General features: G+C 68.3%; 18 protein-coding genes. 10 read left to right on the top strand and 8 right to left on the bottom strand.

The features are described from left to right. Window positions 1-139 precede the first annotated feature (139 nt). The 3 genes from N416_RS0120545 to N416_RS0120555 all read left to right on the top strand — a co-directional run bounded on the left by N416_RS0120545 (window position 140) and on the right by N416_RS0120555 (window position 2,656). Window positions 140-862: a FadR/GntR family transcriptional regulator gene (locus N416_RS0120545; protein ID WP_024443971.1), complete on the top strand. Its 723-nt coding sequence runs from the start codon at window positions 140-142 to the stop codon at window positions 860-862. Next, the gene (locus tag N416_RS0120550) at window positions 859-1,509 is read left to right on the top strand and encodes a sterol desaturase family protein (protein ID WP_024443972.1); all 651 of its coding nucleotides are present in this window, start codon (window positions 859-861) and stop codon (window positions 1,507-1,509) included. The genes N416_RS0120545 and N416_RS0120550 overlap by 4 nt, the downstream gene beginning before the upstream one ends. A gap of 130 nt (window positions 1,510-1,639) precedes the next feature. After that, a complete protein-coding gene (locus tag N416_RS0120555) occupies window positions 1,640-2,656 on the top strand; it encodes a glutathione S-transferase family protein (RefSeq protein ID WP_024443973.1) in 1,017 nt (338 codons plus the stop codon). Here the strand turns inward: N416_RS0120555 and N416_RS0120560 are convergent. Both N416_RS0120560 and N416_RS0120565 read right to left on the bottom strand, forming a co-directional pair. Continuing rightward, complete coding sequence (locus tag N416_RS0120560) at window positions 2,638-3,150, bottom strand: DUF2771 domain-containing protein (protein ID WP_024443974.1); 513 nt, start codon at window positions 3,148-3,150, stop codon at window positions 2,638-2,640. The two genes, N416_RS0120555 and N416_RS0120560, sit on opposite strands and share 19 nt — an antisense overlap. Before the next feature lie 7 nt (window positions 3,151-3,157). Further along, window positions 3,158-4,744, bottom strand: a complete 1,587-nt coding sequence (locus N416_RS0120565) for an MFS transporter (protein WP_036458817.1) — start codon at window positions 4,742-4,744, stop codon at window positions 3,158-3,160. Window positions 4,745-4,967: 223 nt separating this feature from the next. On the opposite strand from N416_RS0120565, the gene N416_RS22005 reads away from it, so the two are divergent. Continuing rightward, entirely contained in the window at window positions 4,968-6,077 is a 1,110-nt protein-coding gene (locus N416_RS22005; RefSeq protein ID WP_024443976.1) for a DUF3027 domain-containing protein, read from the top strand. Here N416_RS22005 and N416_RS0120575 read toward each other — a convergent pair. From N416_RS0120575 to N416_RS0120585, 3 genes are read right to left on the bottom strand one after another with little or no spacing between them, the layout of a single operon-like run. Beyond that, window positions 6,074-6,649: a hypothetical protein gene (locus tag N416_RS0120575; protein ID WP_024443977.1), complete on the bottom strand. Its 576-nt coding sequence runs from the start codon at window positions 6,647-6,649 to the stop codon at window positions 6,074-6,076. The genes N416_RS22005 and N416_RS0120575 overlap by 4 nt on opposite strands. Window positions 6,650-6,707: 58 nt before the next feature. Further along, complete coding sequence (locus N416_RS0120580; protein ID WP_024443978.1) at window positions 6,708-7,166, bottom strand: SRPBCC family protein; 459 nt, start codon at window positions 7,164-7,166, stop codon at window positions 6,708-6,710. Window positions 7,167-7,198: 32 nt separating this feature from the next. Next, the gene (locus tag N416_RS0120585) at window positions 7,199-7,468 is read right to left on the bottom strand and encodes a DUF2530 domain-containing protein (protein WP_024443979.1); all 270 of its coding nucleotides are present in this window, start codon (window positions 7,466-7,468) and stop codon (window positions 7,199-7,201) included. 39 nt (window positions 7,469-7,507) lie between these two features. Here N416_RS0120585 and N416_RS0120590 point away from each other — a divergent pair, with 39 nt between their 5' ends. Together N416_RS0120590 and N416_RS0120595 are read left to right on the top strand one after the other, a co-directional pair. Further along, entirely contained in the window at window positions 7,508-8,341 is an 834-nt protein-coding gene (locus tag N416_RS0120590; RefSeq protein WP_024443980.1) for an RNA methyltransferase, read from the top strand. Further along, a complete protein-coding gene (locus N416_RS0120595) occupies window positions 8,338-8,613 on the top strand; it encodes a DUF2537 domain-containing protein (RefSeq protein ID WP_024443981.1) in 276 nt (91 codons plus the stop codon). Before N416_RS0120590 ends, N416_RS0120595 begins: the two co-directional genes overlap by 4 nt. Here the strand turns inward: N416_RS0120595 and sepH are convergent. Next, a complete protein-coding gene (gene sepH, locus N416_RS0120600; protein ID WP_024443982.1) occupies window positions 8,604-9,380 on the bottom strand; it encodes a septation protein SepH in 777 nt (258 codons plus the stop codon). The genes N416_RS0120595 and sepH overlap by 10 nt on opposite strands. A gap of 113 nt (window positions 9,381-9,493) precedes the next feature. Continuing rightward, window positions 9,494-10,612: a phosphoserine transaminase gene (gene serC / locus N416_RS0120605; protein ID WP_024443983.1), complete on the bottom strand. Its 1,119-nt coding sequence runs from the start codon at window positions 10,610-10,612 to the stop codon at window positions 9,494-9,496. Between the two features lie 186 nt (window positions 10,613-10,798). On the opposite strand from serC, the gene N416_RS0120610 reads away from it, so the two are divergent. Both N416_RS0120610 and N416_RS0120615 read left to right on the top strand, forming a co-directional pair. Further along, a complete protein-coding gene (locus tag N416_RS0120610) occupies window positions 10,799-11,839 on the top strand; it encodes a diiron oxygenase (RefSeq protein ID WP_024443984.1) in 1,041 nt (346 codons plus the stop codon). A 15-nt stretch (window positions 11,840-11,854) separates the two neighbouring features. Next, window positions 11,855-13,546 (top strand): FAD-dependent oxidoreductase, encoded by a 1,692-nt coding sequence (locus N416_RS0120615; protein ID WP_024443985.1) that lies wholly within the window; start codon window positions 11,855-11,857, stop codon window positions 13,544-13,546. An 8-nt stretch (window positions 13,547-13,554) separates the two neighbouring features. Here N416_RS0120615 and N416_RS0120620 read toward each other — a convergent pair whose 3' ends face one another. Continuing rightward, window positions 13,555-14,670 carry a citrate synthase 2 gene (locus N416_RS0120620; RefSeq protein WP_024443986.1) on the bottom strand — a complete coding sequence of 372 codons (1,116 nt, stop codon included), beginning with the start codon at window positions 14,668-14,670 and terminating at the stop codon, window positions 13,555-13,557. Between the two features lie 85 nt (window positions 14,671-14,755). Here N416_RS0120620 and pdxH point away from each other — a divergent pair, with 85 nt between their 5' ends. Beyond that, the gene (pdxH, locus tag N416_RS0120625; RefSeq protein ID WP_024443987.1) at window positions 14,756-15,415 is read left to right on the top strand and encodes a pyridoxamine 5'-phosphate oxidase; all 660 of its coding nucleotides are present in this window, start codon (window positions 14,756-14,758) and stop codon (window positions 15,413-15,415) included. 16 nt (window positions 15,416-15,431) lie between these two features. Then, window positions 15,432-16,715, top strand: coding sequence for an MFS transporter (locus N416_RS0120630; protein WP_024443988.1), 1,284 nt, complete (start codon window positions 15,432-15,434; stop codon window positions 16,713-16,715). Window positions 16,716-16,730 lie beyond the last annotated feature (15 nt).

Genomic DNA, 16,730 nt, shown 5'->3' on the forward strand with positions numbered 1-16,730 from the left:
CCGGGCCGGTGCTGACGATCCCGCCGCGGGTGGCGGTCGTCGCTGACTGAGTAGTGAAAACGCAGCAGTGACCTCCCGTCGCCAAGCCAACTGGTCTGACCACCAGACCTCCGGCCAATTTGGTGCTAGGCTGCGCGGTATGACCCTCAAGCCGATCACCCGGCAATCGATCCCGGACGAGATCTTCGCCCAACTCGCCGGCCAGGTGCTCTCCGGTGACCGGACCCCCGGCGACACCCTGCCGAGTGAGCGAACCCTGTCCGAGGCGCTCGGCGTATCGCGTGCCGCGGTCCGCGAGGCGCTGGGCCGTCTAGACCGGGCGCGCCTCATCCAGGTCCGCCAGGGCGGTTCCACAGTGGTGCGCGACTTCCGTGTCGAGGCCGGGTTCGACGTGTTGCCGTTGCTGCTCGTGCACGGCGGCGACGTCGACCGCGCCACCTTGGCCAGCCTGGTCGAGGCCCGCGCCATCATCGGTCCTCAGGTGGCTGCGCTTGCCGCGGCCCGCGCCACCGACGACGCCCGCACCCGGCTGCGCGCCATGGTGGACGAGTTGGAAGTCGAATCAGAACCCGTGCAACGGATGTGGCGCGCTCTGGGCTTCTGGGAGCTCATCGTGGACAGCGCCGACTCCATCGCGTTTCGGCTGCTGTTCAACACGCTGAACCAGGCGTACGTGCCCGCGCTCGACGCGCTCGTCAACGTGATGGCTGCCGAGGTCAACGATATCGAGCACTACCGAGCGCTTTCCGATGCCATCGCCGCCGCGGACGCGGATGCCGCGCGGCTGGCTGCTGCGGCGATGTTGGAGCTGGGCAGCGCCGCGTTCAGCGCGCTCGCCGACCAGTTGGAGGGTCGGCAATGACCCGCAAGCAGCTGACGCTGGGTGAGGCCTTCGCTGAGTTTGTCCGGCACCCCACCCCGTGGATGCTCATCACCTGGGCGGGCGCACTGTGGGCAGCTCGCCTGACGGTGGGCGGCTGGTCGGTAGGTGACGCGGTCATCGCCGTTGCGCTCGTTGCCTTTTCGCCGGTGGGAGAGTGGTTGATCCACACCGGAATCCTGCACTGGCGTCCGCGCACTCTGGCGGGCGTCACGATCGACTCCCGGCTGGCCCGTGACCATCGGCGGCATCACCGCGACCCGCGTGACATCCCGCTGATCTTCATTCCGTGGCCCAGCCTGATCGGGATCATCGTACTGACGCCGCTGGTGTTGCTCGCGTTCAGCGACACCGGAAAAGGCCTGACGTTCGTCGGCACCATCGCGACTTTCCTGGTGTTCTACGAATGGATTCACTACCTGGTCCACACCGATTACAAGCCCCGCCATGCGATCTACCGCGCCGTGTGGCGCAACCACCGGTTCCACCACTTCAAGAACGAGAACTACTGGTTCACCGTGACCAGCTCCGGCACCGCCGATCGACTGCTGGGCACCTACCCCGATCCGCGGACGGTGGAATCTTCGCCGACGGTACGAAACCTGCACGCACCGACGGCAACCGGCTGACCGGCCGGGCCGCCGGCGGCCGCGGCCCGGGAGAGCACCTCCTGGGCACAGCACAGTCCGGTGTGAGCCGGACTGGGCAGCCGGGCGCTGCGGGCCGTCTGCATCGCCCGAACGTGGCACTCTGGTAGTCATGGCCAGCTACCTCGCCGGCGGCGACTTCACCCGCGACACCAATTACATCTCCACCCGGATCACCGCCGACGGCCGTGATGGGTATCCCGTCGAACCGGGCCGATACCGTCTGATCGTCGCGCGGGCCTGCCCGTGGGCCAATCGCACCATCATCGTGCGGCGGCTGCTCGGCCTGGAAAAGGTTATCTCCATAGGGTTTTGCGGACCCACCCACGATCAGCGCAGCTGGACCTTCGATCTGGACCCCGGTGGCGTGGACCCGGTGCTGCAGATCCCACGGCTGCAAGACGCGTACTTCAAACGCATCCCGGACTATCCCAAGGGGATCACCGTTCCCGCGATGGTCGACGTGCCCACCGGGGCGGTGGTGACCAACGACTTCGCCCAGATGACCCTGGACTTCTCCACCGAGTGGACGGCCTATCACCGCGACGGGGCGCCGCAGCTGTACCCCGAACCGCTGCGCGAGGAGATCGATGAGGTGGCCGCGCGGATCTACACCGAGGTCAACAACGGGGTCTACCGGTGCGGCTTCGCCGGCACCCAAGAGGCCTACGACGCCGCCTACGACCGACTGTTCACCGCGCTGGACTGGATCAGCGTCCGTCTGGCCGATCAGCGATACCTGGTCGGGGACACCATCACCGAGGCCGACGTGCGACTGTTCACCACCTTGGCCCGGTTCGACCCGGTCTATCACGGACATTTCAAATGCAACCGGCAGAAGCTGTCCGAGATGCCGGTGCTGTGGGCCTACGCCCGGGATCTATTCCAAACGCCCGGGTTCGGCGACACCACCGACTTCGTGCAGATCAAACAGCACTACTACATGGTGCATGCCGACATCAATCCGACGAAGATCGTCCCCGACGGGCCGGACCTGGCGAATTGGTTGTCGCCGCATGGCCGAGAAGCGCTGGGCGGCAGGCCATTCGGGGATGGAACCCCGCCGGGGCCGGTGCCGGACGGCGAGCAGGTGCCGGCTGGCCACGGAGCTCAGTCGGCGCTTGTCTGACTATTCCAGCGTGTTCCCACCGCCCACTCGGCGTGCGATGCCGTGAACAGCTCGCCGGTTCTGGCGTCGACGACCAGGGTGGGCAGCTGCACCACCAGCCCGCGCAGCAGACCGCGCTGCGGATCCACGGTGTGGACGGTGACCGCCAGGGTGCTGCCTGCCGGATATGTCTCTTTAGTGGTGTCGGCCGGGTTGTCGTAGAGCCGCCATAGTTGCCACGGCGCTCGCCCGATGGTCTCGTCCACCGACAGCTGCACCGGATGACGCGAGTCGACCGCCAACGTGCCTTGCGCTTCGGTCAGCAGGCACTCATCGAGGTTGAGCACGTTGCAGTACATGTACGGCCCAGTGCGGGTGAGATGGCCGTTGGAGTACGCGCTGATCTGCGGCGGCAGCGGCTCCTCGGACCGGGTGAACCACCAGGTGCCGAATCCGGCCAGCGCCGCGGTCACCACCGTCAACGCGGCCACCAGCACGGCCGTCGAGCGTTTCACTCCTACATCACCCCTGTCTAGCCGGGTCGAGGCGGGCGCCGTCCTGCTCGATCAGCACCGGCCGGTTGCCCCCCAGCCCGGGAATCAACGAGTCGCCGTGGAACGACAGGATGGTCTGGGCCAGACCCGGGATCAGCAGAGCGGTGATCGCGGTGAAGCCCACCCACAAGTCGGTATATACCAACACGCCCAGTGCACCACCCGACACCCAGGCCAGTTGCAGGGTGGACTCGGTGCGGCCGAATGCCGATGCCCGGGACTCTTCGGGCAGGTCGTCCTGCAGCGCTGCGTCCAACGACGCCTTCGAGATCGCACTGGCCCCCGACGTCACCAACGCGGCGATCGCCGCCATCGCCAGGGTCCCGGCCACCGCTGCGGCCAGCGCGACAGCCGTCACCGCCATGGTGCACCGCACCACCAGCACCGCGGGGCGTCCCAGTTGCAGTCGAGCGCTGGTGAAGTTTCCGGCGAAGTTGCCCAGGCCGGCGGCCGCTCCGATCAACCCGAGAATGCCCAGCTGTACCCAACCGCCGGCGTTGTGCTGCTTGGCCACGAACGCCGGGTACAAGAACAAGAACCCGACCATCGCCTTGATGGTGCAGTTGCCCCACAGCGCGGCGATGATGTTGCGGCCCAGCGGTTGCCGCAGCGGCTGGCTCAGCGCCCCGCCGGCCCGCCGGACCTGTTCGGGCCAGCTTCGGGGCCGTTCGTCGAAGCGGTATCTCAAGGTGGTGGGGACTTCGCCGGCGGTCACTTCCACCCATCGCGGGATCCGCATCGACAGGACTGCTCCGGCCACCGAGACCGCCACGAGCACCAACAATGCCCCCGGTAGCTCTAGCAGCCGGGTGAAGATGTACTCGGCTGCCGCGGCTACGCCGCCCCCGACGATCGTGCCGCCGAGTAGACCGAACATTGTCAGTCGGGAATTGACCCGCACCAGGTCGATCGACGGCGGCATGACCCGTGGCGTGACGGCGCTGCGCAACACCGTGAACGATTTCGACAGCACCATCATCGCCAGGGCGCACGGATAGAGCACCCAGGAGCCGAAGGTGCCCGCGACACCGTCGTAGTTGGCGATCAGCACCAGGGCCAACAGGGTTCGCAGTGCGAACGACATGGCCAGCGCGGCGCGCCGGCCATGCTGGACGCGATCCAGGGCGGGACCGATCAGCGGCGCGACCACCGCGAACGGCGCGATAGTCACCAGCAGATACAGCGCCACCCGGCCCTTGCTCTCGCCGGCGGCCGCCGCGAAGAACAAGGTGTTGGCCAGTGCGACGGCCATCGCCGCGTCCACCGCGAAGTTCGCCACCACGGGCCAGGTCAGTGCGGTCAGTCCAGATTTGTCGGCGCCGTCGGCGGTGGCGGCCCGTTGTACGAGCCCGTACATCCGCGAGCCCATTTCGCGACTGCGCGCCGCGGCCGCTCGGGTGACCGTGACGCGATCGCCGGCGCTCGAACCACTTGGAGTCTCGGGGCGACGAGGCGTGCCGGTGTGTTCGCGCAGCGGGGGCAGGTACCGGTTCTCGCTGGGCATGGGCTTGCGCTGCCGCTGGTCACCGGCGTTGTTACTGGGGTAGTTGGCCATGCCGGGGTGCTGTCCGGCCGAACCGTTGCGCGCACCTCGGCCGGGGACCGGTGACGGACGGCTTCGCCGGCCCGGTTCGGGGAGATCACGACGCCGTGCAGACACATCCGCGATTCTTCCCTATGTCCGCCGCACGACCGCGTAGGCCATGATCGTGCCTGCATGTGGCTGATGGAGCCGCGCTGCGGCAGTATAGGGACGTCATTGAACGGAAGGGACCCGCGTGACCGGACCCAGCGCAGAATCAGCCACTGCGACCATCGCCGTGCCCACGGTGCTGGCCGAGGCAGTCGAGCACGCCCGCTCGGCCGTCGCCGAGTTCAGCGGCGCCGACACGGTCGGCGAGCACCTGGGGGTCGATTACGAAGACCCGACTGCCGCCACGCACCGGTTCGGTGCGGTGCTGCCCGGTTATCAGGGCTGGCAGTGGGCTGTCGTCGTCGCGGCGGTCCCGGGCGCCACGGTGCCCACGGTCAGCGAGGTTGTGCTGGTGCCCGGCCCCACGGCCCTGCTGGCCCCGGAGTGGGTGCCCTGGGACCAGCGGGTGCGTCCCGGCGACCTGGGGCCGGGGGATCTGCTGGCGCCGCCCGCCGACGATCCGCGGCTGGTGCCCGGTTACACCTCGAGTGGCGACCCCCAGCTCGACGAGGTGGCCGGCGAGATCGGCCTGGGCCGGCGCTGGCTGATGAGTCCGGTGGGCCGCGCCGAGGCGGCGCAGCGCTGGCACGACGGCGAGCACGGTCCGGATTCGGCGATGGCGCGGTCCACTAAGCGGGTCTGTCGCGACTGTGGTTTCTATTTGCCGCTCGCCGGCGAGCTGGGCACGGTGTTCGGCGTCTGCGGTAACGAAATGTCCGCCGACGGACACGTGGTCGACAACCGGTACGGCTGCGGCGCGCACAGTGACACCCCGGCCCCTCCGGGCACCGGTTCCCCGGTATACGAGCCCTACGACGACGGTGTGCTGGAGATCGTCGATGTCACGACGGTCCCGGCCGCCGAACCGGTTGACGAGGTGAGCGAACCGGTTGACGAGGTGACCGATGCGGCTGCGGATGTGACCGAGCCGGCTGAGGACGTGGCCGAGGCGGCTGCCGACGTGACCGAGCCGGCTGAAGACGTGACCGAGGCGGCTGCCGACGTGACCGAGCCGGCTGAGGCCGTCGTCGAAGCAGCGGCCGAGAGTCCCGCCGAAACAGCAGCGGCGCCGGAACCGGTCGAAACCGGAGCCGACGCCGAAGCTGACGCAGCAGAGACTGTTATCGAAGCGTCTGCCGACATCCTCGGCGCCCCAGGGGAATCCGAGGAACCGGGCGAGCCGGAGACGTCCTAACCGAAGTTGAACAGGTACTCGCCCGGGAGCACGAAGAGCATGTTGAAGGCGGTGTTGAGCACCGCTCCCGGTAGGCCGACCACGTAGTTGAAGATGTCCAGCGGGATGGTGGCCGCCTGACTGAAGGCCATCCCGAAGTCGAGGTTGATCAGGCTGGTGAACAAGTTCGTGAAGTCGTTGTACAACGTGAACGGCAGGCTGATAAAGCGGTTGAACAGTCCTACGGCGGCCGCCACTTCCGCGTTGAACAGGCCGACGATGTCGAACGCGTCGGCAGCGCCGGGCACGTCCAACGCATAGGCCGCGCCGGGCAGGACTTCGGACAGGTCGAGATCGCCCGGGACGTTGAGTTCCTCAGCAAGGCTGGACATGTCGACAGGCGCGAGTCCGGCGAGGGCTTCGAAACTGTCGACGACCGTGTTGGCGGCCAGCGTCACCTCGGCCGACACCGCGGCCACGGTGCGAGTGCTGATTTCGGGTGCCGCGGCCACCGGGGTCAGGCCGGCGGCCACCAGGGCCGTCGCCGCGATGGCGATGCTCGGCAGTCGCACTGCGGATTTCACGGTTTCCATGGATTCCTCCCAGTATCCTGCCCGTTTCAGGGGACGTTACTCTGCCGCCACGGGGGCGTCAGGCGTTCTCCGCGGCGGCCTTGATCTTGCTCAGTGAAGCGTTCATACCCTCGACCAGCTCGCGTTCGAAGGTCGGCGTCCCGCCCATGAACTTGCCCACCAAAAACGCGGAGACCGCGGTGGTGTTGCCGTTCTCGACGTGCCGACTCTCGACGACCCGCGTGCCGGTGGCGGTCGGCTCGAGCTCGTAGCTCCACACACTGTGGTTCTCGGTGACGCGGAAGGCCAGCTTGCGCTCCGGGATGTACTCGGTGATCACAGAGCTGGTGGGCCAGTACATCCGTCCGCGTCGGTTGAAGTTGATCGTGCGGGTGCCCGGGCGCACCACGCCGAGCGGCTTCATCCACCGGCACTGCGGGCTCCACTCGGGCATCCGCCGGAAGTCCGAGATCAGTGCCCAGACCTTGGCCACCGGGGCATTGATGTCGACCTGTGCCGTCAACAGCGGGGCTGCCATGGCATTCCTCCTCGAATTGTCGGTTCGTAACTCTATTCGTGTTCCAGTCCGGTTTGGGCTCCCCGCGCGCCGCGTCGTGCTGCCGCGCGCTGCCACAGAAAGACCGAGGTGCCCACCATGCCCGTCGCCAGGCCCGCCAGGCTCACCGGCCGCCACCCTTCCAGCGCCGGCACCGTGAACGCGGCGAGGGTTGCCAAGCAGAAGCCGGCGGCGCCGGCGCCGATCACGGGCCAGACCCGCAGCAGCGCGGTCGGCAGCGGTGGCGGCTGAAGGGAGGGCTCCGGGGAGTGCTGAGGGGTCATCGCCGTTGACGTTAGCGCCTCGCCGGTAAAGTTCCCGCAGTGGCCAGGCGCGTCGATGTTGTCGATATCGACGACCCCGGCGATTCCCGGCTGGATGACTTCCGCGATCTGAACAGCATCGATCGTCGCCCGGACCTGCCCACCGGCAAGGGGCTGGTGATCGCCGAAGGGGTGCTGGTGGTGCAGCGGATGCTGGCATCGCGGTTCATCCCACGGGCGCTGCTGGGCACCGATCGGCGGCTGACCGAGTTGGCGCTCGACCTGACCGCACCTGATGCCCCGGACGTCCCGTATTACCGGGTGTCCGCCGAGGTGATGGCCGAGGTGGTGGGCTTTCACCTCAACCGCGGTGTGTTGGCCGCCGCCTCGCGGGTGTCGGAGCCGTCGGTGGGTGATCTGGTCGCCGGGGCCAGGACGATCGCGGTGCTCGAAGGCGTCAACGACCACGAGAACCTCGGTTCGATCTTCCGCAACGGTGCCGGGCTGGGTGTGGACGCGGTGGTGTTCGGCAGCGGCTGCGCCGACCCGCTCTACCGGCGCTCGGTGCGGGTCTCGATGGGGCATGCCCTGCTGGTGCCGTTCGCCCGTTCGGCGGACTGGCCCGGGGATCTGACGATGCTGCGCGAGCAGGGTTTCCGGCTGCTGGCGATGACTCCGGACCCGCGGGCGGAGCTGTTGTCGAGCGCGATGACAAAGGTGCGCGACGAACCGATCGCGGTGCTGGTCGGTGCGGAGGGTCCGGGCCTGTCGGAGCGGGCGATGCGCGCCAGCGACATCCGGGTCCGCATCCCGATGTCGCGGGGCACCGACTCGCTCAACGTCGCCACCGCCGCCGCGCTGGCGTTCTACGAGCGCATTAGGCTGCCGGAATGACGCCCGCCCCCAGTACGCCGTGGGGGACGGGTCTGACTGTGGCGGGGTTCGTTGCGGCGGTGACCGGCACCGCGACCGCCGTGTTGAGCCTGGGCCTGCTGCGGGTCCACCCGGCGCTGGCGGTGGCGCTCAATCTGATTGCGGTGGGCGGGCTGGCGCCCACGGTGTGGGGCTGGCGGCGCACACCCGTGCTGCGATGGTTGGCCTTGGGCGCCGGAATCGGCGTAGCGGGCGCGTGGCTCGTGCTGCTGGCGCTGGCTGGTCAGCGCTGACCGGTCGAGCGCACCCCGAGCAGGACGTCCTCCCAGCCCGGGACCTCGGGCTTGCTGCGGCGGGCGCGAGTCCCCGTCCGCTGCTGCACCGGCTCCTCTTCGACCACCGCGGGGGCGGCCGGAGTCTCGAAGTCCAACTCGGCCACTGCGGCCACCGGCCGCAGCGGGCGGCCGAAGCCCGGGTCGATCAATTCCATGGCGGCGTCATCGACCGCGGTCACCGTCCCGCCGTGCGCACCCGGACTGAATAGGAAGTGCGCGACGTTGTCCGAGCGGCCGGCCTTCCACGCCAGCTGCACCGTCCAGCGCCCGTCGTCGTTGCGCCACGCGTCCCAGTTGCTGCTGTCGGAGCTCAAACCCCGCGACACCAGTGCGGAGGTGACGACCTCCAGCAGGGTCGGCACTGCCGGGCCGTCGGCCAGCACCGGGTGCGCAGCGGTCGCGAGCTCCGCGGCACGGGATCGCTCCAGCAGCACCGGGTGGGCGAAGCGTTCCACGCGGGCGACGTCCACGCCGGCCGCGGCGGCCACCTGCTCGACCGACGCCCCGGCACGGATGCGCGCCTGGATGTCTTTGGGACGCAGCATGCTGCTGCCCGCATCGGCCGGATGCTGTCCGACCCGGTGTCCCTCCCCACGGACCGCGCCGCGCAACCGGTCATCGATACGGACCCGGAACATCTCGGTGTGGTCTTCGCCGTCTCCGGCGCTCTCGCAGATGATGTGCTTGCCGTCGACGTCGAGGCCGATGGCCCTCAGTTCCCGCATGACTTCTCCTTGCGAACGCCCGGTTACGTGCGGACTCTAGTCCAGTGAACGACCCCACCCGTCGTGACACGCGGGCGTTATAACGATCTGATTACAGGCGCTCAGAGCCTCGCTCAGAGGCGTTCGACCACCCAGTCCACGCATTGGGTCAGGGCGCTCACGTCGTCGGGCTCCACCGCCGGGAACATCGCGACCCGCAGCTGGTTGCGGCCCAGCTTGCGATAGGGCTCGGTGTCGACGATGCCGTTGGCCCGGAGCACCTTGGCCACCGCGGCCGCATCCACCTCGTCGACGAAGTCGATGGTGCCCACGACCTGCGAGCGCAACGCCGGGTCGGCGACGAACGGGGTGGTGAAGGACCGCTCCTCGGCCCACGAGTACAGCCGCTGCGACGAGTCCGCGGTGCGCTTGACCGCCCAGTCCAGTCCGCCGTTGCCCAGCATCCAGTCCAGCTGTTCGGCCAACAGCGCCAGGGTGGCGATCGCCGGGGTGTTGTAGGTCTGGTTCTTGGTGCTGTTGTCCACCGCGATCGGCAAGGACAGGAACTCCGGCACCCACCGGCCGGATGCGGCAATGGTCTCGATGCGGGCCAGCGCGGCCGGGCTCATGATGGAGAGCCACAGCCCGCCGTCGGAGGCGAAGTTCTTCTGCGGCGCGAAGTAGTACGCATCGACCTCGGTGATGTCGACCGGCAGGCCGCCGGCCCCCGAGGTCGCGTCGATGACGACCAGGGCATCCCCGGAACCGCTGGGCCGGCGCACCGGCACCGCCACTCCGGTCGAGGTCTCGTTGTGCGCCCAGGCGATCACGTCGACCGACGGGTCGGACTGCGGCTCGGGGGCGCTGCCCGCGTCGGCCTTGATGACGATCGGGTCGCCGACGAACGGGTTCTTGGCCACCGCCGAGGCGAACTTCGCGCTGAACTCGCCGTAGGTCAGGTGCAGTGAGCGCTTGTCGACCAGACCGAACGCCGCAGCGTCCCAGAAAGCCGTCGACCCGCCGTTGCCCAGGACCACTTCGTAGCCGTCCGGCACCGAGAACAGTTCGCGCAACCCGGAGCGGACGCGGCCGACCAAGTCTTTGACCGGCGCCTGACGGTGGGAGGTGCCGAACAGTGGCGCCGCGGTGGTGACCAGCGCGTTCAACTGCTCAGGGCGGACTTTCGACGGCCCGCAGCCGAACCGTCCGTCAGCGGGCTTGATGTTGTCCGGGATCGTGAGCTGCTCAGCCATGGGCTCTAGCGTAGACAGCGGGCGGCGCTGCCTCGCAGGGCAGGTTTATTGTGATGTAGATCACCCAAAGTGCTCGACACCTGTCACGCCCACAGTGTTGATTCGGAGTCTGGACGGGTACCCAGTACCTGCGGTACCGTTGTACATACGCCTAGCAAATGTAAACGACTGGTGGAGGTGTCCCCGATGGCTCAGAAAGCCGCTCGAACCCGAATCGTGCGCCGGTGGCGAGCCAACATGGAAGTGACCGACGACGCGAACTACGTCGAGATCCTCAACACGTTGTCGGAAGGGTCGGTGCGACGGAACTTCAATCCGTATACCGACATCGACTGGGACACGCCCGAGTTCAAGGTCACCGAAAACGACCCGCGCTGGATCCTGCCCGGTACCGACCCGATCGGCCGGCACTGGTGGTACCAGGCCCAGCCGAAGGACGTCCAGATCAAGATCGGCATGTGGCGCCAGGCCAACGTCGCCAAAGTCGGGCTGCACTTCGAGTCCATCCTGATCCGCGGCTTGATGGAATACGCGTTCTGGGTGCCCAACGGCTCGCCCGAGTACCGCTACTGCCTGCACGAGGCGGTGGAAGAGTGCAACCACACCATGATGTTCCAGGAGATGGTGAACCACATCGGCGCGGACGTGCCGGGTATGCCGCGGTTGCTCAAGTGGGTGCAGCCGTTCATCCCGCTGGTCGCCGGACCGCTGCCGATCCCGTTCTGGTTCGGCATCCTCGCCGGCGAGGAGCCCATCGACCACATTCAGAAGGCCATCCTGCGCGAAGGCAAAACCCTGCACCCGATCATGGAACGGGTGATGGCCATTCACGTGGCCGAGGAGGCGCGGCACATCTCCTTCGCGCACGAATACCTGCACAAGCGCATTCCGAACCTGCCCCGTCGCAAGCGGTTCTGGCTCTCGCTGTACGTTCCGATCGTGATGCGGATCCTGTGCTCGGCGATCGTGGTGCCGCCCAAGGCGTTCTGGACCGAGTTCGACATTCCGCGTGAGGTCCGCAAGGACATCTTCTTCCGGTCGGCCGAGGCTCGACAGATGTTGCAGGACATGTTCGGCGATGTCCGGATGCTCTGCCACGACACCGGCCTGATGAACCCGATCGCCAAGTTGGTGTGGCGGATCTGCCGGATCCACGGCGCGCCGTCCCGGTTCCGCAGCCAGCCGCAGCGTGCGCATCTGACGCCCGTTGCCGCCTCGGTCGCGTAGCGACACCCACAGGTCATGCCGCACGTAATTACCCAGGCGTGTTGTAACGACGCGTCGTGTGTGTTCGCCTGCCCGGTCAACTGCATCCACCCCACGCCGGACGAGCCCGCGTTCGCCACGTCGGAGATGCTCTACATCGACCCGGATGCGTGTGTGGACTGCGGAGCCTGCGTGCGGGCCTGCCCGGTCGACGCGATCGTCCCGCACACCAAGGTGATGACCGAACAGTTGCCGTTCGTGGAGATCAACAGGTCGTTCTACCCGGAACGGCCTGAAGGGGTGAAGCTCCCGCCGACCTCCAAGCTGGCGCCCATCCTGCCGGCCGCCGAGCTGCATCAACGCGGCAAATATCCGCTGACTGTGGCTATCGTCGGCTCCGGCCCGGCGGCCATGTACGCAGCCGACGAACTACTGACCCAGCAGGGCGTGCTGGTGAACGTTTTCGAGAAGCTGCCCACCCCGTACGGGTTGGTGCGGGCCGGCGTCGCCCCGGATCACCAGCGCACCAAGCTGGCCACCCGGTTGTTCGACCAGATCTCCGCGCGCCGCGGATTCCAGTTCTTCCTCAACGTCGAAGTGGGCAAGCACCTGAGCCACGCGGACCTGCTGCAGCACCACCACGCCGTGCTGTACGCCTCGGGTGCCCTGCACGACCGGCGACTCGAGATCGACGGGATGGATCTGCCTGGAACGGGCACCGCAACCGAGGTCGTCGGCTGGTACAACGGACATCCCGAATTCGCTGATCTACCGGTCGATCTCAGCTGCGAGCGGGTGGTGATCGTAGGCAATGGCAACGTCGCTCTCGATGTGGCACGCGTCCTCACCGCCGACCCCGACCGGCTGGCCCGCACCGACATAGCCGACTACGCGCTGGCGGCGCTGCGGGACTCGGCTGTTTCCGAAGTGGTGATCGTCGCCCGGCGCGGCCCGGCCTCCTCCGCGTTCACCCTGCCCGAGTTGGTGGGGCTGACGCAGACCGCCGAGGTGGTACTCGACGCCGAGGACCATGCCCGGGTGCGCGAGGACCTGGCAACCGTTCAGGACACCTTGACCCGGCAGAAACTGGAGATATTGAGCAAGCTGGGCGATGCCTCGGCGCCGATCGCCCGTCCCCGGATTCGATTCGCCTACGAGTTGACCCCGGCCCGGGTTCTCGGCGATGACCGTTGCAGCGCAGTGGAGTTCACGCTCACCGGAACCGATCAGGTGCGACGCATCGACGCCGGCCTGGTGTTGACTTCGATCGGCTACCACGGAACGCCCATCGCCGACCTGCCGTTCGACGACGCTGCCGGCGTCGTCCCGAACGAGGGCGGCCGCGTCATCGACCCGTCGACCGGGGAGCGAGTTCCGGGAGCGTACGTCTCGGGTTGGATCAAGCGCGGTACCAACGGGTTTATCGGCTCCAACAAGTCCGACTCGCTCAAGACCATCCAGACGCTGGCCGCCGACTACAACGCAGGCCTGCTGACGGAGCCGATCGCCGGACCGCGGGCAGTCGCCCGGATGGTGCACGCCCACCAGCCCGACGTCATCGACGCGGCCGGCTGGAAGGCCATCAACGACGCCGAAATCGCCCGCGGCGAAGCCCAAGACCGCCCGCGGGTGAAGTTCACCCGGGTGCCGGACATGCTCGACGAAGTCAAGGACCACTCAGATCTGCCGCTGTTGCAGAACCTGCTCGGTGCGCTGCGGCGGCGCTGAACCGCCCGTCAGCTCTTGGTGACGTGCTCCCAGCCCGCAACGGATTCCGCGCTGCGCGGCCCCGGCCCCACGTAGATCGCCGACGGGCGCACCAGCTTGCCCAGCCGCTTCTGCTCCATGATGTGGGCGCACCAGCCCGCGGTACGGCCACAGGTGAACATCGCCGGCATCATCGCCGGGGGAACCTCGGCGAAGTCCAGGATCACCGCCGCCCAGAACTCCACGTTGGTCTCGATGGCCCGGTCGGGGCGACGCTCCCGAAGCTCGTCCAGCGCCGCCTGCTCCAGTGCCGCTGCCACCTCAAAACGCGGGGCCGACAGACGCTTGGCGGTGGCCCGCAGCACTCGGGCGCGCGGGTCTTCGGCGCGGTACACCCGGTGTCCGAAGCCCATCAGCTTCTCGCGCCGGTCCAGGATGCCCTTGACCACCGCGCGCGCGTCACCGGTGCGCTCCGCCTCGGCGATCATCGGGATCACCCGCGCCGGGGCGCCGCCGTGCAGCGGGCCACTCATCGCGCCGATCGCTCCGGACAGCGCGGCGCCGACGTCGGCGCCGGTGGAAGCGATCACCCGGGCGGTGAACGTCGAGGCGTTCATGCCGTGCTCGGCCGCCGACACCCAGTAGGCGTCGATCGCCTCGGTGTGCCGCGGGTCGGGCTCGCCGCGCCAGCGGGTCATGAACCGCTCGGTGATGGTGGCGCACCCGTCGATCGTCTGCTGCGACACCGCGAGCTCCTGGCCCCGGGCCGACTGCGCGACATAGGACAGCACCATCACCGACGCGCGGGCCAGCTGATCGCGCGCGGTGGCGTCGTCGGTGTCCAGCAACGGCTCAAAACCCCACTGCGGCGCCAGCATCGCCACTCCGGCCTGGGCGTCGACCCGGACGTCACCGGTGCGAATCGGCAGTTCCAGCGGCTCGGCGGGCGCCAGCGGGCGGTTGAAGTCGCCGTCGACCAACAGGGCCCACACATCGCCGAAGCCGACCTTGCCGGCCAGGTCCTCGATGTCCACGCCGCGGTAGCGCAGTGCGCCGCCGTCCTTGTCCGGTTCGGCGATTTCAGTGGTGAAGGCAACGGTGCCTTCCAGGCCGGCGACAAAGTTCTCCGGGACCGCAGCAGTCATGCCCTGGATTCTTCCACCCCGGTGCCCAGCCGTTGCTACCGGCCGGTAACGACGGCTGGTCTGCGGCGGGGCGTAGCGTTGTGCGGTGCACAGGACCGGCCCCGACAACGAGCACCTGGCGGCGATGCGAGTGGAATATCAGGAGAAGGACAACAGCGGTGACCTTGACGCGGGCTGGCTCGAGGAGGGCTGGGAGGTTCTGCTGCGCAACTGGATCGGCGACGCCGAGCGCGCAGGGATCTCCGAACCCAACGCCATGGTGCTGGCGACGGTCGAAGCCGGCCGTCCGGTCAGTCGCTCGGTGCTGTGCAAGAACCTCGACGAGAACGGTGTGACGTTTTTCACCGACTCCGACTCCGCCAAGGCTGCCGAGCTGGCGTCGACACCGTACGCATCGGCCACTTTTCCCTGGTACCAGTTGGGCCGCCAAGTCCACATTCGCGGACCGGTCACCCAGCTCGACGAGTCGGTCAGCGCCGAGTACTGGGTGCACCGACCGCGGGCGTCGCAGCTGGGTTTCTGCGCATCGCAGCAGTCGCAGCCGATCGCGTCGCGAGCCGCACTGCTGGCGCAGCTGGACGCCGTGACGGCCCAATTCTCTGGTGCCGAGGCGATCCCCGCGCCGCCGAACTGGCGTGGCTATCGGATCGCCCCGGAGGTGGTGGAATTCTGGCAGGGCCGGGAAGGCCGGTTGCACAACCGGATTCGGGTGACCGGCGGGCGGGTGGAGCGACTCCAGCCGTGACTCCGGTGCCGCCGCGATGAGAATCTTCGCCGACACCACCCCGCTGCGCAGCCCCGACTTCCGGCGGTTGTGGGTGGCCGGAATCCCGACCGTCATCGGGGCGAACCTCACCATCTTCGCGGTGCCGGTACAGATCTATGCGCTGACCCGCAGCTCGGCCTACGTCGGGCTGTCGGGACTGTTCGCCCTGGTGCCGCTGGTCGTCTTCGGTTTGCTCGGCGGCGCCTGGGCCGATGCCATGGACCGGCGCAAGCTGCTGATCATCGCCTCCTGCGGGCTGGCGGGGGCCTCCCTGCTGTTGTGGGTTCAGGCCGCGGCCGCGCTCGACAACGTGTGGGTGGTGCTCGTACTGCTGGGTGTCCAGCAGGGGTTCTATGCGGTCAATGCCCCGACCCGGTCCGCGGCGATTCCTCGACTGGTGGCCGGCAAGGACCTGCCCGCCGCCAATTCGCTGAACATGACCGTCATGCAGTTCGGGGCGATCGTCGGGCCCCTGCTGGCCGGGCTACTGCTCGGCTGGGTAGATCTGTCCACCCTGTATCTGATCGATGCGGCGACGTGCATCTTCCCGATCTGGGCGACGTTTCGGCTGACGCCCATGCCCCCGATCGAGCGGGCCGGACCGTCCAGCTTCGGGATCACGGCCGTGCTTGACGGGTTCCGTTACCTGGCCGGCAACACCGTGGTGCTGATGTCGTTCGTGGTGGACCTGATCGCGATGATCCTCGGCATGCCCAGAGCGCTGTTCCCGCAGATCGCGAGCGCGGACTTCGGCGGCCCGGTCGAGGGCGGCACGACCATGGCGCTGCTGGCCGCGGCGATGTCGGCCGGGGCGGTGCTCGGTGGGGTGTTCTCGGGGTGGCTGCCGCGGATCACCCGCCAGGGCCTGGCCGTCGTGGCCGCGATCGTGGTCTGGGGAGTGGCCATGATCGGTTTCGGATTTGCGGTCGGGCATGGCGGCGGGCACGCGGGCCGAGCGCTGTGGGTGGCGCTGGTGTTCCTGGCGGTCGGTGGTGCCGCGGACATGGTCTCGGCGGCGTTCCGCTCGACGATGCTGCAGCAGGCCGCCTCCGACGAGATCCGCGGCCGGCTGCAGGGGGTGTTCACCGTGATCGTCGCCGGTGGCCCACGGCTCGCCGATGCGGTGCACGGCGCGGCCGGGGCGGTGGTGGGGACGGCCGCGGCGTCCGCCGGTGGCGGGGCGCTGGTGGTGGTGGGCGTGATGCTTGCGGCCCTGGCAGCGCCCGCCTTCCTGCGCTATCGCCGGCCCGGCGATGTGCACCCGCTGCCGCCACCGTAACGCCGATACGGGATA

This window comes from Mycobacterium sp. UM_WGJ (genome assembly GCF_000455125.1).
In the GTDB taxonomy this organism is placed as follows: domain Bacteria; phylum Actinomycetota; class Actinomycetes; order Mycobacteriales; family Mycobacteriaceae; genus Mycobacterium.

What these genes read in the sequence shown, in the direction of transcription:
- serC (WP_024443983.1), bottom strand. Translation starts at nt 10,612, where the DNA reads ATGGCTGAGCAGCTCACGATCCCGGACAACATCAAGCCCGCTGACGGA.
- N416_RS0120630 (WP_024443988.1), top strand. Translation starts at nt 15,432, where the DNA reads ATGAGAATCTTCGCCGACACCACCCCGCTGCGCAGCCCCGACTTCCGG.
- sepH (WP_024443982.1), bottom strand. Translation starts at nt 9,380, where the DNA reads ATGCGGGAACTGAGGGCCATCGGCCTCGACGTCGACGGCAAGCACATC.
- N416_RS0120595 (WP_024443981.1), top strand. Translation starts at nt 8,338, where the DNA reads ATGACGCCCGCCCCCAGTACGCCGTGGGGGACGGGTCTGACTGTGGCG.
- N416_RS0120580 (WP_024443978.1), bottom strand. Translation starts at nt 7,166, where the DNA reads ATGGCAGCCCCGCTGTTGACGGCACAGGTCGACATCAATGCCCCGGTG.
- N416_RS0120545 (WP_024443971.1), top strand. Translation starts at nt 140, where the DNA reads ATGACCCTCAAGCCGATCACCCGGCAATCGATCCCGGACGAGATCTTC.
- N416_RS0120555 (WP_024443973.1), top strand. Translation starts at nt 1,640, where the DNA reads ATGGCCAGCTACCTCGCCGGCGGCGACTTCACCCGCGACACCAATTAC.
- N416_RS0120575 (WP_024443977.1), bottom strand. Translation starts at nt 6,649, where the DNA reads ATGGAAACCGTGAAATCCGCAGTGCGACTGCCGAGCATCGCCATCGCG.
- N416_RS0120550 (WP_024443972.1), top strand. Translation starts at nt 859, where the DNA reads ATGACCCGCAAGCAGCTGACGCTGGGTGAGGCCTTCGCTGAGTTTGTC.
- N416_RS0120620 (WP_024443986.1), bottom strand. Translation starts at nt 14,670, where the DNA reads ATGACTGCTGCGGTCCCGGAGAACTTTGTCGCCGGCCTGGAAGGCACC.
- N416_RS0120585 (WP_024443979.1), bottom strand. Translation starts at nt 7,468, where the DNA reads ATGACCCCTCAGCACTCCCCGGAGCCCTCCCTTCAGCCGCCACCGCTG.
- N416_RS0120615 (WP_024443985.1), top strand. Translation starts at nt 11,855, where the DNA reads ATGCCGCACGTAATTACCCAGGCGTGTTGTAACGACGCGTCGTGTGTG.
- N416_RS0120565 (WP_036458817.1), bottom strand. Translation starts at nt 4,744, where the DNA reads ATGGCCAACTACCCCAGTAACAACGCCGGTGACCAGCGGCAGCGCAAG.
- N416_RS0120610 (WP_024443984.1), top strand. Translation starts at nt 10,799, where the DNA reads ATGGCTCAGAAAGCCGCTCGAACCCGAATCGTGCGCCGGTGGCGAGCC.